This is a genomic window from Gordonia sp. X0973 (genome assembly GCF_013348785.1).
Taxonomy (GTDB): Bacteria; Actinomycetota; Actinomycetes; order Mycobacteriales; family Mycobacteriaceae; genus Gordonia.
The window spans coordinates 2,729,072-2,742,830 of sequence record NZ_CP054691.1; the positions used below are offsets into that span (position 1 = coordinate 2,729,072).

Here is a 13,759-nt window from a genome sequence, read left to right on the forward strand (position 1 = left end):
AGTAAAAGTGAGGCCTCGCTCCGTGACGACCGCAACCCAGGCCGATTCCCACTACAAGTGGATCGCACTGTCCAACACCACGCTCGGCATGCTGATCGCGACGATCAACAGCTCGATCGTCCTGATCGCCCTCCCCGACATCTTCAAGGGGATCGGGATCAACCCGCTTCAGCCGGGAAACACCGGCTACCTGCTGTGGATGATGATGGGCTTCCTGGTCGTCACGGCGGTCCTCGTCGTCAGCTTCGGACGCCTCGGCGACATGTTCGGCCGCGCGAAGATGTACAACCTGGGCTTCGCCATCTTCACCTTCTCCTCGATCATGCTGGCCATCACGTGGTTCACCGGCGATGCGGCCGCCTGGTGGCTGATCGGCTGGCGAATCGTGCAGGGCATCGGCGGCGCCTTCCTCATGGCCAACTCGTCGGCCATCCTCACCGACGCCTTCCCGGCCAACCAGCGCGGCCTCGCCCTGGGCATCAACGGCGTCGCGGCGATCGCGGGCTCCTTCCTCGGCCTGCTCGTCGGCGGCATCCTGGCCCCGATCAACTGGAAGTGGATCTTCCTCGTCTCGGTCCCCTTCGGCCTGCTGGGCACCGTGTGGGCCTACCTGAAGCTGCGCGACACCGGCGTCCGCCGCCGGGCCCGAATGGACTGGTGGGGCAACGCGACCTTCGCGATCGGCCTCATCGCTGTCCTCGTCGGCCTGACCTACGGCATCCAGCCCTACGGCCACTCGCAGATGGGCTGGGGTTCGCCACTCGTGCTGACCTGCGTGATCGGCGGCCTCGTCATGCTGGCCCTGTTCGCCTTCATCGAGACCAAGGTCGACGACCCACTGTTCGACCTGCACCTGTTCAAGATCCGCGACTTCCTGTTCGGAAACATCGCCAACCTCACCGCCTCCATCGGCCGCGGCGGGCTGCAGTTCATCCTGATCATCTGGCTCCAGGGGATCTGGCTCCCCCAGCACGGCTACGACTACTCACAGACCCCGCTGTGGGCCGGCATCTACATGCTCCCGATGACCGTCGGGTTCCTGCTCTCGGCACCGATCTCCGGCGCCCTCTCCGACCGGTTCGGCACCAAATGGTTCACGACCATCGGCCTGTTGGTGACCGCGGGCACCTTCGCGGCCCTCATCGCGATCCCGGTCGACTTCTACTACCCGGTCTTCGCGCTCATCCTCGTGATCAACGGCATCGGGATGGGCATGTTCTCCTCGCCCAACCGCGCCGAGGTGATGAACAGCCTGCCCATCGACCAGCGCGGCTCCGGCTCCGGCATGATGACGACCTTCCAGAACTCGGCGATGGTCCTCTCGATCGGCATCTTCTTCTCCCTGATGATCGTCGGCCTGTCCGCCCACCTCCCGACGGCCATGACCACCGGCCTGACCGCGCACGGCGTACCCGCCTCCTCGGCCGAGCAGATCGCCGATCTGCCGACGGTGTCGGTCCTCTTCGCCGCCTTCCTGGGCATCAACCCGGTCCAACACATCCTCGGACCGCACCTGTCGGCCCTCCCCGCCGCCGACCAGCACGCGCTGACCGGACTCGACTTCTTCCCGCGACTGATCTCCGATCCGTTCGCCGACGGGCTGAGCACGGCCTTCACCTTCGCGATCGTGTGCTGCGTGGTCGGGGCCGTCGCCTCGCTCTTCACCACCTCGCAGAGCACCACCGCGACCGCCGACGAGGTCGTCGACACCGACGACGCCTACGACTCGTCGTCGCGACCGGTCACCGCGGCGCGGTCCACGACCCAGGGTGACGACGGGCGGGCCGCGGAGCGCGGCAACGACTTGGCCCGCATGTAGGCGAATCCGACCTGGTCGGGTCCGGTGAAGCCGCAGCGCTGCCGGAACCAGCCGGTCATGAGGTCGGCGACCATCTCGGCCGATTCACTCACCAGATAGCCGTGGGTGCAATCCTCGAACAGGTCGTCGTGGTGCCAGCAGTCGAGCGCCACATCCTCACCGTCGTACGCGTCGAGCAGCGGAATGATCATCAACGTCGTCGACAGCCGCAACAGGTATCGGCCGCGGTGCAGACGCTGGACCTGGGCGCACTCCACGTCGTAGCCGTGCGTCTGCGCGTTCGCACCCGACCGACCGGCATCGATCACGCTCGCGACGGGCATCTCGCCCAGGCGATCCGCGAGCCACCCGGTGAACCCGTCCCACTGCGCGTCCTCGAGTCCCATAGTCCCCTCCTGCCCTGCCAGAGATCTGGTCGCCACCGACCGTCGGTGAACTGATGTTCGAAGTGAACCAGGGAGGTCGGACAATGCCCCGTCGCGGCTGCCGATCAGTCGCCGTCGTCGCTGGACCGTCGGCCACCGACGAAGTCGAGGAGTGCCGGCTGGGCGGACACGATGCGGTCGATCTCCTCACCGCCGTCGCACCGGAGCAGGCCGATCACCAGCGCCGGACCACTGCTGCCCAGGACGCGCCAGATCCCGCCCGAGTCCGCCCATCGACGCAGGATCTCGACGGGTTCGTCACCCATGCCCGTCCAGCTCGGCGACGATCACCGGAACGTGGCTGGTGGCCGGATCCTTTGTCGCGGTGGCCAATTCGACGTCGGTCTCGGCGGCCGTCTCGGCGATCCCGGCGAGCGCCTGCGCCTGCTCTCCCGACTGCAGCTCGGCCCGATAGCGCGCGGCGAACTCGTCGTATTTGCCGGGCCCGGCGTGGTGATACCACTCGCGCAACTCCGTGCTCGGCGCGACCTCCTTGCACCAGGTGCCGATGCGCGGGTCGTCCTTGCGGATTCCGCGGGGCCACAACCGGTCGACGAACAGCCGGGTCACCCCCGGAGGCACATCGTCGTAGACCCGGCCAATACTGACGCCCATACTGTCAACGTACTCTCGGCCGGCTTCCGCCGGAACCGTGCCGACGGCAAGAGCGAGGAGCAGAAGTGGGCACCGACGAACCCCGAACCGTGCGCGCCATGGCCGCGACGTCCTACGGCGATCCCGCACGGGTGATCGCTCCCGTCGACGTCGCGGTGCCGGCGCCCGGCCCCGACGAGGTCACCGTGACGGTCCGGGCCGCCGGCGTCAACCCGATCGACGGAAAGATCGTGCGGGGTCAATTCGGCGACGACCCGGCCGCCCTGCCGCGGCGGATCGGGTCGGAGGCCGCCGGCGTCGTGAGCGCGGTCGGTGACGGATCGCGATTCGCCGTCGGCGACGAGGTCATCGTCTACCGGGCGATCGGCGGCTATGCCCAAGCCCTGCTCGCCGACGACGAGACCGTCTTCCGCAAACCGGCGGCATTGCCCTTCCCCACCGCTGCCGGGCTGCTGCTGACCGGTGTGACGGCCGCCGACCTGGTGGAGACCGCCGCCGTCACCGACGCGGACACGGTCGTGGTCCACGGCGGCGCGGGTGGCGTCGGCGCCATCGCGGTGCAGCTGGCCGTGCGCCGCGGCGCCCGGGTCATCGCCACCGCAGCGCAGCGCAACCACGAGTACCTGGCCGGCCTCGGCGCCGTTCCCGTCGTCTACGGCGACGGCCTGACCGAACGTCTCCACCAGGCGGCGCGCGGACCGGTGACCGCGGCGCTGGACACGGTCGGCACCGACGAGGCGATCGACGCCTCGCTGGCCTTGGGGGTCGCCCCGGAGCGGATCGTGTCGATCGCCGCCTTCGGCCGCGGCGGCGACGGGATCATCCTCGTCGACGGGTCGACGCCGCAGAGCAAACGGCATCGCGCCGAGGCGATTCCCGGCCTGATCGCCGACGCGACGAGCGGCGAACTGACGGTCGAGGTGGCGAAGACCTTTCCGCTGGAACAGGCCGGTCAGGCCTTGGCGGAGCTGGCCGGAGCACACCCCCGGGGCAAGTTCGTCCTGCTCCCCTGACGCGGAATGCGCGGCGACGCGTCACTCGAATCCTTTTCCGTCAATACATGACAGGTTCTGACATGTATTTGGGTTTTGCTGGACCTTGCCCTGGAAATCAGCGAAGGAGACCCACGTGCCCGCACCGAATCTGACCCTCGTCTACGTCCGCGACGCAGCAGCGTCGACGGACTTCTACCGGACACTCCTCGAGATCGAGCCGATCTTCACCAGCCCCCGCTACGTCGCGTTCGACATGGCACCCGGCGTCCTGTTCGCCCTGTGGTCGGGTCGCTCGGATACGCTCGACGACGCCGGGACCCGCACATCGGAGATCGGCATCATGCTCACCGGGGGCGCCGCCGCGATCGACGCCACCTTCACGGACTGGACGCGCAAGGGCGTCGAGGTCGTTGACGAACCGCACGACGAGGTGTTCGGCCGCACCTTCGTCGTCGCCGATCCCGACGGCAACCTCATCCGGGTGTGCCCGGTGGACTGATCAGATGACGCCCAGGGCCAGCATCGCGTCGGCGACCTTGATGAAGCCGGCGATGTTGGCACCCGCGACGTAGTTGTCCGGCATGCCGTAGGTCTGCGCGGTCTCCACGCAGCTGTCGTGGATGCCGCGCATGATCTCGGCGAGGCGGTCCTGCGTGTAGTCGAAGCTCCACGAGTCGCGCGAGGCGTTCTGCTGCATCTCCAGTGCACTGGTGGCCACACCGCCGGCGTTGGCGGCCTTGCCGGGCGCGAAGAGCACGCCGGCGTCGGCGAAGGCCTTGGTCGCCTCCGGGGTGCAGGGCATGTTGGCGCCCTCGGCCACGGCGACCACGCCACCGTTGATCAGCTTGGCGGCATCGTCACCGTCGAGCTCGTTCTGGGTGGCACAGGGCAGTGCGACATCGGCCGCGACATCCCAGATGTTGCCCTTCTCGACGACGGCGACGCCGTTGCCGCGCAGCGTGGCGTAGTCGCCGATGCGACCGCGCTGCACTTCCTTGACCTGCTTGAGCACGTCGAGGTCGATGCCCTTCTCGTCGACGACATAGCCCGACGAGTCCGAGCAGGCGATGACCGTGCCGCCGAGTTCGTGGATCTTCTCGATCGCGTAGATGGCGACGTTGCCCGAGCCGGAGACCAGCACCTTCTTGCCGTCGAAGGATTGGCCGCGCGTCTTGAGCATCTCCTGGGTGAAGAAGACCGCGCCGTAGCCGGTGGCCTCGGTGCGGACCTGCGATCCACCCCACGCCAGGCCCTTGCCGGTGAGCACGCCCGATTCGTAGCGGTTGGTGATGCGCTTGTACTGGCCGAACAGGTAGCCGATCTCGCGGCCGCCGACGCCGATGTCACCGGCCGGGACGTCGGTGTACTCGCCGATGTGGCGGTACAGCTCGGTCATGAACGACTGGCAGAAGCGCATGATCTCGCCGTCGGAGCGACCCTTGGGATCGAAGTCCGAGCCGCCCTTGCCGCCGCCGATCGGCAAACCGGTCAGCGAGTTCTTGAAGATCTGCTCGAAGCCGAGGAACTTGACGATGCCCAGGTAGACGCTGGGGTGGAAGCGCAGGCCCCCCTTGAAGGGGCCGAGCGCGGAGTTGAACTCGACGCGGAAACCGCGGTTGATCTGGACCTTGCCGTTGTCGTCGACCCACGGCACGCGGAAGATGATCTGACGTTCGGGCTCGCAGAGTCGCTTGATCACGGCGGAATCGGCGTACTCCGGGTGCTTGTGGACCACGGGGCCGAGGCTGTCGAACACCTCGCGCACGGCCTGGTGGAATTCCTGCTCCCCAGGGTTGCGGCCAACGACCTCGTCGAACAGCTCGGTCAGTTTCGCGTCCATGTCTATGACAACCTCCGCCCGGCCTCAACGCTGAGGCCTCACAATGAAGCCCTCACAACTGCGAGGGCTCTACTGAGCGTAAAACTGCCATATCGGTCGTTCTGGTGCCAAATCGCCGGAAACGGATAAACCCGACTTCGGCTTTCGACAACCCGTTGCGAACTGCAACTTCACGAGTCGACGGCGGCCGCGAGTCGCCCGAGAAACTCCGCCTGCGCCGCGTTGATCTTCTCCGCCGCCCGCGCGAGCCCGAACCAGTCGCCTCGATCGACCTCGGGGAACTCCCGCATCTGCCCCGATCGCGGCGGCCACTGGATTTCGACGGTGTTCGAGACCAGCGCCGCGGCGTCGACCTCGCCCCGCACAGCGAAGGCGCGCACCACCTTGCCGCCCCGCTGGCGTACCTCGCCCAGGTCGAGGACCTCCCCGTCGCGCGGCCGCTGCCCCGTCTCCTCGGCGAACTCCCGGCGGGCCGCGGCGAGGGGATCCTCGTCGGCCCCGTACTCCCCCTTGGGGATCGACCACGCGCCGTCGTCCTTGCGCGCCCAGAACGGGCCGCCCGGATGGACCAGGAACACCTCGATGCCGTCGGGACCGTCGCGATAGACCAGCAATCCCGCGCTATGCGCTGCCATCTGACGATTATGGCCGCATGAGAGACTGGACCCCATGACTGCCTGGCCCGCACCCACCGCCGTGAAACCGGTCACGGCGACGGTGTCGGTGCCCGGGTCCAAGTCGATCACCAACCGCGCCCTGGTCCTCGCCGCACTGGCCGACCAGCCGTCGACGATCCGCGGCGCGCTGCGCAGCCGCGACACCGACCTCATGCTCGCCGCACTCGTGGCCCTGGGCACCCGCGCCGACGTCGCCGCCGACGATCCCACGCGGATTGCCGTCACCCCCGGAGCGCTGCAAGGCGGTCGGGTCGACTGCGGACTCGCGGGGACCGTGATGCGCTTCCTGCCGCCGGTCGCGGCGTTGGCCGACGGCGTCGTCGAATTCGACGGCGACGAACAGGCGCGCGGGCGCCCACTCGGCACCATCCTCGACGCTCTGACGCAGCTGGGCGCGGACATCAGCGGCGGCGGACTGCCGTTCACGGTCGCCGGGACCGGGTCGGTGCGCGGCGGCGAGGTTGTGATCGACGCGTCGGCGTCCTCGCAATTCGTCTCCGGACTGCTCCTCTCGGCCGCCCGGTTCGACGACGGGGTGCGCGTCGTGCACCGCGGCGCACCGGTGCCGTCGATGCCGCATATCGACATGACCGTCGACATGCTCGCCGCCCACGGCGTCACCGTCGACGTCTCGACCCCCGACGTGTGGCAGGTCGCCCCGGGCGTGATCCGCGCCCATGACTGGGTGATCGAGCCCGACCTCTCCAACGCCGCCGCCTTCCTCGCGGCGGCGGCAGCCACCGGCGGGACGGTGCGCGTGCCGCGCTGGCCGGCGCAGACGACCCAGCCCGGTGCTCGATTCGTCGACATCCTCGCCGAGCTCGGAGCGACCGCGCAGCGCGACGACCACGGCGTGCTCACCGTCGTCGGATCCGGCGGGTTGCACGGCATCGACGTCGACCTGCGGGCCGTCGGGGAGCTGACGCCGACCATCGCGGCGCTGTGCGCACTGGCCGACGGGGAATCCCGCCTCACCGGGATCGGCCACCTGCGCGGCCACGAAACCGACCGCCTGGCCGCACTCGCCACCGAGATCAACCGGCTCGGCGGCGACGTCGCCGAACTGCCCGACGGGCTGCACATCGTGCCGCGCCCGTTGCACGGCGGCCGCTGGGAGTCCTACGCCGATCACCGCATGGCGACGGCCGGCGCACTCATCGGCCTGTGCGTCCCCGAGGTCGAGGTCGTCGACATCGGGACCACCGCGAAGACGCTGCCCGACTTCCCGCGGATGTGGGCGGAGATGCTGGGCGCCGGGAGCGGGTCCGACGTGTCCAGCACGGGAGCCATCGCGCGGTGAGCCGCGGCGGGCGCGCCACGCGCGGGTACGACGAATCCGACGTGCGGATCCGCCCGGGCAAGGGCACCCGTCCGCGCACCAAGACGCGACCCGCGCACGCCGACGCGGCCGAGGCGATGGTGGTGTCGGTCGACCGGGGACGGTGGGGCTGCGCCGTCGACGCCGACCCGGACCGGATCGTCGTCACGATGCGCGCCCGCGAACTGGGCCGTACCCCGATCGTCGTCGGCGACCGCGTCGGCGTCGTCGGGGACGTCTCGGGCGCCAAGGACACCCTGGCCCGAATCGTACGCGTCGACGACCGCACCTCCGTGTTGCGCCGCACCGCCGACGACACCGATCCCTACGAGCGGATCGTCGTGGCCAACGCCGATCAACTGCTGATCGTCACGGCGCTGGCCGATCCGCCGCCGCGCACCGGCTTCGTCGAGCGAGCCCTCGCCGCGGCCTACGTCGGCGGCCTCTCGCCGGTGCTGGCGCTGACCAAATCCGACCTCGCCGACGGCGCGCAGTTCCGGGCCGCCTTCGACGGATTGGACCTACCCATCGTCGCCGCCGGGCGCGACGACGACCTGACCGAGTTGCACGCGCTGCTGGCCGGAAAGCTCACCGCCCTGGTCGGCCATTCCGGGGTGGGCAAGTCGACGATGGTCAATCGCCTTGTCCCGCAAGCAGATCGAGCGACGGGTGAGGTCTCGGGCGTCGGCAAGGGGCGGCACACGTCGACGCAGTCGGTCGCCCTCCCGCTGCCGGACTCCCCTGGGACCTGGGTCGTCGACACCCCGGGGATCCGCTCGTTCGGGCTCGCCCACGTCTCCCCCGACGACGTGGTGAACGCCTTCGCCGACCTGCGCGAGGCCATCGAGGACTGTCCCCGCGGCTGCACCCACCTGGGTCCGCCCGCCGATCCGGAATGCGCGCTCGACGAACTCGACGGCGCCGCCGCCCGCCGCGCGCAAGCCGTCCGCAACATCCTCGTCGCACTGCATTCCGGGGAGACCGACCCCGAGGGGTGAGCTTCAGACTGGTCGAAACAGATCGGTCTGGGGGACAGATGACGGCATTCGACAAGTGGGACGCACCCACTTTGCAGCGATCATGTCAGCAGTGCCGCTATTATGGCAGCATGACCAGCATCACGATTCGTCATGTACCCGATGAGGTGCGCAACGAACTCGCCGCCCGCGCCGCTCGCGCCGGTCAATCTCTGCAGGAATACATGCTGGCGGAGGTAACACGGCTGTCGGAACGTCCTTCGATCGCCGACCTGATGGCTGAGGTCCGCGCCGAGAAGGAGCTTCACCCGAGTCGCGTGACCAGGGCGCAGATCCTCGCCGACCTCGAAGCAGATCGTCGCTGAGGCGCCGCCGTGCAAGTCATCGATGCCTCGCTGGTCATCGCCGCACTCGTCGATCCGGGCCACGATGGCGCGTGGGCGGAAGCGGCGCTGGAGGCGACAGAGCTCGCTGCACCGTCGCTCATGCACTATGAAGCCGCGAACGTGCTCCGCAAGGCGGTGGCACGTGGCGAACTCGACCCTTCAGCTGGCGCCGCAGCGCTTTCGCGACTTATGCGGCTAGCCGTCACGGCTCTCCCCTTCGAACTCACCGCGCAGCGGGCGTGGGAACTCCGCGACAACCTGACCTCCTACGATGCCGCCTACGTGGCGGCGGCCGAATTGCTCGGGTGCCGACTTGTCACCCTCGACGAGCGCCTTTCCCGCGCCAGCGGACCGAGGTGCGAAATCGTCACACCGGGCTAGCCGCGCACCCGTCGTCGGGAGCGACGGTTCTCCTTCAACCGCGCGATCGCGGTCTTGAGGCCGCGCGAACGCGGGACCAAACCGTCGAAGCGGTGCTCGGAGGCGGTCTCGGGGGCGTCGTCGACGGTGTCGCGCAGGAACCGGTCGGGCAGCGCCAGCTTGTTGATCGTGCGCAGGGTCTGCAGGTACTGGGAGAGCAACGATCCCGTCGTATAGGGCAGGTCGTACTTGTCGCACAGCTCGCGCACCCGCACCGAGATCTCCGGCAGCCGGTTGCTGGGCAGGTCCGGGTAGAGGTGGTGCTCGATCTGGTAGCTCAGGTTGCCGGAGAGGAAGGCCATCGTCGGGCCGGTGTCGAAGTTCGCGGTCCCCAGCATCTGCCGCAGGTACCAGGCGCCCTGGGTCTCCCCCTCGAGCGACTCGGCGGTGAACTTCTCGGCGCCGTCGGGAAAGTGTCCGCAGAAGATGACGAGGTAGGCCCAGACGTTGCGGACCAGGTTCGCGGTGAGGTTCGCGGTGAGCGTGTGCTTGAAGTTCGGCCCGGACAGCGCCGGGAACAGCACGTAATCCTTGCCGAGTTGGCGCCCGACCTTCCGGAGGAACTCCTTGATCTGTGGGACCGCCACCTCTTTGGACTTGCGCCCCCTGGCGACCTCGCCGAGTTCCAGGTCGTGCAGCGCGATGCCCCACTCGAAGCCGGCCGCCAGCAGGAGGTTGACAAAGGGCTGGGCGAGCCAGCGCGGCTCCCACGGCTGGTCGCGGGTGACCCGCAGCGTCTTGTACCCGACGTCGTGGTCCATGCCGACGACGTTGGTGTACTTGTGGTGGATGTAGTTGTGCGAGTGCTTCCAGTGCGGGGCGGCGCACACCATGTCCCACTCCCACGTCGCCGAATGCACCTCGGGATCGTTCATCCAATCCCACTGGCCGTGCATGACGTTGTGGCCCAGTTCCATGTTCTCGATGATCTTGGCCAGCGCCAGCGACCCGGTGCCCAGCCACCACAGCCCGCGACGGTGACTGCCGAGCAGCGCGGCGCGGCCGACGATCTCCAGCGCACGCTGGGTGCGGATCGTGCGCCGCAGGTAAGCGACATCACGCGAGCCGAGGTCGGACTCGACTTCTCGGCGCAACGAGTCCAGCTCCGCTCCGAGCGCCTCCACGTCGGCGTCGCTCAGGTGCGCGTACTCGCGAATATCAGTGATTGCCATCGGTGTCCATTATGCGCGTCGGGAACCCGCCGCGCGCCTCGGAGTGCGCCAGGTCCCGATCAGGCCGCGTTCGTGTCCTGGGTCTCCGCGGGTACCGCCCGGAGCGCGGCGCCGCCCTTACGGTTGCGGCGACGATGACGCAGGCCGGCGATCGCCGAGCGCAGTCCGCGGCGGCGCCCGCTGACCGGGTCGACCGTCGCCACCAGGCGGCGCGTCGGGTCGTCAGCCTTGAACCGCAGTTCCGAGGCGGTCTCCGGGGCGTCGTCGGCGGTGGCCAGCAGGAACCGGTCGGGCAGCGACAGCTTGGCGATGGTGCGCCACGCCTTGAGGTACTGCACCGGCAGCGATCCGGTGGTGTACGGGAGGTCGTATTTCTCGGCGAGCGCCTGCACGCGCACCGAGATCTCCGGCAGCCGGTTGCTCGGCAGGTCGGGGAACAGGTGGTGCTCGATCTGGTAGCTCAGGTTGCCCGACATGAAGCCCAGCACCGGGCCCGAGTGGAAGTTCGCGCTGCCGAGCATCTGGCGCAGGTACCACTGCCCCTGCGACTCGTCGTCCATGTCCTTGCGGGTGAACTTCTCCGCGCCGTCGGGGAAATGGCCGCAGAAGATGACGGCGTTGGTCCACAGGTTGCGGATGACGTTGGCCACCAGGTTCGCTCCGGCGGTACGTCGCGCGGCCGCGGGCGATCGGGTCAGCGCGCCCACCAGGGCCGGGTAGACCACGTAATCCTTGCCGACTTGGCGGCCGATCTTCTCACCGACGTCGCGCAGGTCCCGGCGGAACTGTGCGCGCTCCTCGGGGGTCTTGCGCTTACGGCCGAGTTCGAGGTGCTGTGCGGCCACCCCGTATTCGAAGAACACCGCGAGGAAGGTGTTGTAGACGAGGTTGCCGAGGTAGAAGGGCCGCCACCGCTGGTCGCGCGTGACGCGCAGCAGCCCGTAGCCCACGTCGTCGTCCATGCCCAGCACGTTGGTGTACTTGTGGTGGATGTAGTTGTGGGTGTGCTTCCAGTGGGCCGACGGCCCGGTGTTGTCCCACTCCCAGGTGGTCGAGTGCACCTCGGGATCGTTCATCCAATCCCACTGGCCGTGCATGACGTTGTGGCCCAGTTCCATGTTCTCGATGATCTTGGCGGTGCCCAGGGTGGCCGCGCCGGCCCACCACAGCGAGCGGCGGCTGCCGCCGGCGATCATGAGCCGCCCGGCCAGGTCGAGGCCGCGCTGGAGGCGGATGGTGTTGCGGATGTACCGCGCGTCGCGCTCGCCCCGGTCGGCCTCGACGTCGGCGCGGATCTGGTCCAGTTCGCGGCCCAGCGCCTCGACGTCGGCGGCGGTGAGATGGGCATACTCGGGGATGTCGGAGATCGCCATGTGAGTCCTAACCTACGGTTACGTAACTTACGCCAGCGTAGGTTACGCTTATGGTGGTTGTCCAGCCCCCAGGAGGAGTCGAGAAAGATGACTTGGCGCGAACGCTTCGAAGAACCGGTCCGCGACATCGCGGCGCGCAGCCGGGGCACCAACTGGGCCCGCGCGGCCATCGCACGGATCACCACTCCGCTGCTGCCCGACGACTATCTGCACCTGGCCAACCCGCTGTGGTCGGCGCGCGAACTGCGCGGCCGCGTCGTCTCGGTCCAGCGCGAGACCGCCGACTCCGCGACGATCGAGATCAAGCCCGGCTGGGGCTTCTCCTTCAACTACCGGCCCGGCCAATACCTCGGGATCGGCGTCGACGTCGGCGGGCGCTGGGTGTGGCGGTCGTACTCGCTGACGTCGGCACCGGAGCGCGCCGAGCGGACGCAGACGGTGGCCATCACGGTGAAGGCGATGCCCGAGGGCTTCCTCTCCTCGCACCTGGTCACCGGCCTCCAACCGGGGACGATCGTGCGACTCGCAGCACCGGCGGGCGAATTCGTCCTGCCCGAACCCCTCCCCGCCTCCCTGCTGTTCCTCACCGCGGGCAGCGGCGTCACCCCGATCATCGCGATGTTGCGCACCGTCGCCCATCGACGCAAGCGGACCGCGGCATCCACCCCGACGTCGATCGTGCTGATCCATTCCGCACCCGCCGCCGACGACGTGCTGTTCGCCGAGGAACTCGCCGGCTACGCCGCCGACGGACTCGTCGACGTCCACATCCATCACACCCGCACCCACGGCCGTCTCGACGCCGACGACATCACGCGGATCTGCCCCGACTGGGCACAGCGGGAGGCGTGGGCCTGCGGCCCGGGCGGATTCCTCGACCTGGTCTCAGACATGTACCAGCGCGCCGGCGCGGCCGAGCACCTGCACCTGGAGCGCTTCGCCCTCGAACGCGGCGCGACCGGCGCCCAGGGCGGGTCCGTCACCTTCGCCCGCAGCGGCAAGACCGCCGACGTCGACGGCGCGACGACGCTGCTGGAGGCCGGCGAGGCCGCGGGCGTGCTGATGCCCTTCGGCTGCCGCATGGGGATCTGCCAGAGCTGCGTCGTACCGGTGGAATCCGGCGCGGTGCGCGACCTGCGCACCGGGGTCGAACACGTCGCCGGCGAGCGCATCCAGACCTGCGTCAGCGCCGCGGCGGGAGACTGCACGCTCGACGTCTAGCGGGCGCCGGCCCAGGTCACAGCAACTCGAGCAGGAACGGAACCTCCTGCGTCGCATACCAAGCCAGGTCGAAGTCTTCGACGTCGCCGATGGCCAGCTCCGCGTCGAGGTCGCCGAGATCGGCGGCGTCGACCGCCTCGATCGCCGCGCGCACGGCCGGCTCGGCACCGGCGCCGTCGACGTGTACCGACGCGATCGCCCGCCGGGGAATCGGCCCGCCGACCTTCACGACCGCCGCGTCGAGATCGGGGCGCAGCGTCGCGTCGACATCGGCCGCCACGACGACCCGCCGCGGCGGCAGCGACTCGCCGTCGTCGGTCTCGTCGCCCAGGAGTCGCAGGCTCGCGCGCGCGGCCTCCCGCATCGCGGCCTCGGACAGCTCCTCGTCGTCGCCGGAGGTGTACGACTCGCGCAGCGCCGGGGTCAGGGCGAAGGCGGTCCCGCCGACCGGCAGGAACTCGCCCGTCTCGTCGAGCCGCTTGAGCATGGCCAGCGTCGCGGGGAGATACACCCTCATCGTC

General features: G+C 69.1%; 16 protein-coding genes. 8 read left to right on the top strand and 8 right to left on the bottom strand.

Features of this window, described 5'->3' with window-relative positions:
- Positions 1-22: 22 nt before the first annotated feature.
- Positions 23-1,819, top strand: coding sequence for an MFS transporter (locus HUN08_RS13590; protein ID WP_301546741.1), 1,797 nt, complete (start codon positions 23-25; stop codon positions 1,817-1,819).
- Here HUN08_RS13590 and HUN08_RS13595 read toward each other — a convergent pair.
- The 3 genes from HUN08_RS13595 to HUN08_RS13605 all read right to left on the bottom strand — a co-directional run bounded on the left by HUN08_RS13595 (position 1,720) and on the right by HUN08_RS13605 (position 2,859).
- A complete protein-coding gene (locus HUN08_RS13595) occupies positions 1,720-2,205 on the bottom strand; it encodes a hypothetical protein (protein ID WP_174900937.1) in 486 nt (161 codons plus the stop codon). The genes HUN08_RS13590 and HUN08_RS13595 overlap by 100 nt on opposite strands.
- Before the next feature lie 104 nt (positions 2,206-2,309).
- Positions 2,310-2,510 carry a hypothetical protein gene (locus tag HUN08_RS13600; RefSeq protein WP_124246800.1) on the bottom strand — a complete coding sequence of 67 codons (201 nt, stop codon included), beginning with the start codon at positions 2,508-2,510 and terminating at the stop codon, positions 2,310-2,312.
- On the bottom strand, positions 2,503-2,859 hold the full coding sequence (locus HUN08_RS13605) for a DUF488 domain-containing protein (RefSeq protein ID WP_124246799.1): 357 nt from the start codon (positions 2,857-2,859) through the stop codon (positions 2,503-2,505). The genes HUN08_RS13600 and HUN08_RS13605 overlap by 8 nt, the downstream gene beginning before the upstream one ends.
- Before the next feature lie 65 nt (positions 2,860-2,924).
- Here HUN08_RS13605 and HUN08_RS13610 point away from each other — a divergent pair, with 65 nt between their 5' ends.
- Together HUN08_RS13610 and HUN08_RS13615 are read left to right on the top strand one after the other, a co-directional pair.
- Positions 2,925-3,872, top strand: a complete 948-nt coding sequence (locus HUN08_RS13610) for an NADP-dependent oxidoreductase (protein ID WP_367649922.1) — start codon at positions 2,925-2,927, stop codon at positions 3,870-3,872.
- A gap of 115 nt (positions 3,873-3,987) precedes the next feature.
- On the top strand, positions 3,988-4,353 hold the full coding sequence (locus tag HUN08_RS13615; protein ID WP_124246798.1) for a VOC family protein: 366 nt from the start codon (positions 3,988-3,990) through the stop codon (positions 4,351-4,353).
- Here HUN08_RS13615 and gdhA read toward each other — a convergent pair whose 3' ends face one another.
- Both gdhA and HUN08_RS13625 read right to left on the bottom strand, forming a co-directional pair.
- The gene (gene gdhA, locus HUN08_RS13620) at positions 4,354-5,694 is read right to left on the bottom strand and encodes an NADP-specific glutamate dehydrogenase (RefSeq protein ID WP_124246797.1); all 1,341 of its coding nucleotides are present in this window, start codon (positions 5,692-5,694) and stop codon (positions 4,354-4,356) included. It lies immediately after the preceding gene.
- A 170-nt stretch (positions 5,695-5,864) separates the two neighbouring features.
- Positions 5,865-6,329: an NUDIX domain-containing protein gene (locus HUN08_RS13625; RefSeq protein WP_124246796.1), complete on the bottom strand. Its 465-nt coding sequence runs from the start codon at positions 6,327-6,329 to the stop codon at positions 5,865-5,867.
- A 34-nt stretch (positions 6,330-6,363) separates the two neighbouring features.
- Here HUN08_RS13625 and aroA point away from each other — a divergent pair, with 34 nt between their 5' ends.
- The 4 genes from aroA (at position 6,364) to HUN08_RS13645 (ending at position 9,433) form a co-directional block, all read left to right on the top strand.
- Complete coding sequence (gene aroA / locus HUN08_RS13630) at positions 6,364-7,671, top strand: 3-phosphoshikimate 1-carboxyvinyltransferase (RefSeq protein ID WP_124246795.1); 1,308 nt, start codon at positions 6,364-6,366, stop codon at positions 7,669-7,671.
- Complete coding sequence (rsgA, locus tag HUN08_RS13635; protein WP_124246794.1) at positions 7,668-8,687, top strand: ribosome small subunit-dependent GTPase A; 1,020 nt, start codon at positions 7,668-7,670, stop codon at positions 8,685-8,687. The genes aroA and rsgA overlap by 4 nt, the downstream gene beginning before the upstream one ends.
- A gap of 110 nt (positions 8,688-8,797) precedes the next feature.
- The gene (locus HUN08_RS13640) at positions 8,798-9,031 is read left to right on the top strand and encodes a hypothetical protein (protein WP_124246793.1); all 234 of its coding nucleotides are present in this window, start codon (positions 8,798-8,800) and stop codon (positions 9,029-9,031) included.
- 9 nt (positions 9,032-9,040) lie between these two features.
- A complete protein-coding gene (locus tag HUN08_RS13645; RefSeq protein ID WP_124246792.1) occupies positions 9,041-9,433 on the top strand; it encodes a type II toxin-antitoxin system VapC family toxin in 393 nt (130 codons plus the stop codon).
- Here the strand turns inward: HUN08_RS13645 and HUN08_RS13650 are convergent.
- Both HUN08_RS13650 and HUN08_RS13655 read right to left on the bottom strand, forming a co-directional pair.
- Positions 9,430-10,644, bottom strand: a complete 1,215-nt coding sequence (locus HUN08_RS13650; RefSeq protein WP_124246791.1) for a fatty acid desaturase — start codon at positions 10,642-10,644, stop codon at positions 9,430-9,432. The two genes, HUN08_RS13645 and HUN08_RS13650, sit on opposite strands and share 4 nt — an antisense overlap.
- A 59-nt stretch (positions 10,645-10,703) precedes the next feature.
- A complete protein-coding gene (locus HUN08_RS13655) occupies positions 10,704-12,017 on the bottom strand; it encodes a fatty acid desaturase (protein ID WP_124246790.1) in 1,314 nt (437 codons plus the stop codon).
- An 87-nt stretch (positions 12,018-12,104) separates the two neighbouring features.
- Between HUN08_RS13655 and HUN08_RS13660 the strand changes: the two genes are divergently transcribed.
- Entirely contained in the window at positions 12,105-13,238 is a 1,134-nt protein-coding gene (locus tag HUN08_RS13660; RefSeq protein WP_124246789.1) for a ferredoxin reductase, read from the top strand.
- Positions 13,239-13,254: 16 nt separating this feature from the next.
- Here HUN08_RS13660 and HUN08_RS13665 read toward each other — a convergent pair whose 3' ends face one another.
- Entirely contained in the window at positions 13,255-13,755 is a 501-nt protein-coding gene (locus HUN08_RS13665; RefSeq protein WP_124246788.1) for a hypothetical protein, read from the bottom strand.
- Positions 13,756-13,759: the final 4 nt, after the last annotated feature.